2 protein-coding genes are annotated in these 1,358 nt (G+C 67.2%); one reads left to right on the forward strand and one right to left on the reverse strand.

The annotated features are described in order from the left end of the window. Positions 1-1,021: alpha/beta hydrolase (locus tag EN742_RS35135; RefSeq protein WP_148670536.1), on the forward strand; the 1,021-nt coding region annotated here is incomplete at its 5' end. A 5-nt stretch (positions 1,022-1,026) separates the two neighbouring features. Here the strand turns inward: EN742_RS35135 and EN742_RS35140 are convergent. Next, positions 1,027-1,358: pyruvate kinase alpha/beta domain-containing protein (locus tag EN742_RS35140; protein WP_281035046.1), on the reverse strand; the 332-nt coding region annotated here is incomplete at its 5' end.

The following is a 1,358-nucleotide window of genomic DNA, read 5'->3' on the forward strand; positions in this document are numbered from 1 at the left end:
CCTCTTCGCCTTTGCCGGAGTCACCCGAGCAGGTCACTGGCTGACCGAGCGCCGCAATCTGCCTGTCGGCGACTTCGCCGACATCGGCGGCGCGCGCATCCACTATGTCCATGTCCCGGCGCCGGCGAACCCGGAGTTGCCGCCGATCGTCTTCCTCCACGGCGCCAGCGCCAATCTCAAGGATCAGATGCTGCCCCTGCGGCCGCTGCTCGAAGGCCGCGCCGAGATGCTGTTCCTGGATCGGCCCGGATTCGGCTGGTCCGGACGCGGCGACAATGAGACCTTGCCCGCGCAGGCCAACACCATCGCTGCGCTGATGGATCGCCTTGGCATGAAGACGGCGATCATCGTCGGCCATTCCTTCGGCGGCGCGGTCGCCACCGCCTTTGCCCGCAAGCATCCGGACAAGACGCAGGGCCTCGTCTTCCTGTCGCCGGCCAGCCATCCTTGGCCAGGCGGCGCGACTGCCTGGTACTACAATCTGACAGCCATTCCCCTGATCGGTCCGCTGTTTTCCGAGACACTGGCCTATCCAGCGGGAGCGTTGCGCATCGATGCCGCCACCGCCTGCGTCTTTGCCCCCAACAAGGTGCCGGACGGCTACGTCGCCGCCGCCTCGATCCCGCTTGTTCTGCGGCCTGGCGCCTTTCGCGCCAACGCCGCCGACGTGGCGGGGCTCTACAGCTACGCGCGCGATGCCTCGACGCACTACCGCGACATCAAGGCGCCGACCGTGATCATTTCCGGCGATCGCGATAAGGTCGTCTACGCGACCATCCATTCGACCGGCCTTGCCCGCGATATCCCCGGCGCTGAGCTAGTCTGGGTGCATAATCTCGGCCACAAGCCTGACTGGATCGCGGCTGACCTGGTCGTCGGCGGCATCGAGAAGACCGCCGGCAGGGCCATCGACCTGCAGTCGATGGCAAAGGCCGTGGAAGCGCGCATCGCCGGCGACGCGCAAGGCGCCGACGCATGTCCCGACCTCAAGGCACCGGAAGCCGAGCTGGCGCCGACCTGAAACGATCAGGCCGGGCGGCTGCCTTGGGTCTCAGACCCGACATACGCAATGCGCAGCATGTTGGTCGAGCCAGGCGTCCTGAGCGGCACGCCCGCGGTGATGATGACGCGGTCGCCCGGCTTGCCGAAGCCCTCGTCGATTGCGATGCGGCAGGCGCGGTCGACCATGTCGTCGAGGTCGATGGCATCGGGCGACACCACGCAATGCGTGCCCCACAGTAGCGACAGCCGCCGCGCCGTGTTGAGGATCGGCGACAGCGCCACGATCGGCACTTGCGGCCGCTCGCGCGCGAAATCGCCGAGACGCTGAAACTGTCGGCGATCGTCACCTATACGGC

The organism is Mesorhizobium sp. M4A.F.Ca.ET.020.02.1.1, assembly GCF_004022645.1.
GTDB lineage: Bacteria > Pseudomonadota > Alphaproteobacteria > Rhizobiales > Rhizobiaceae > Mesorhizobium.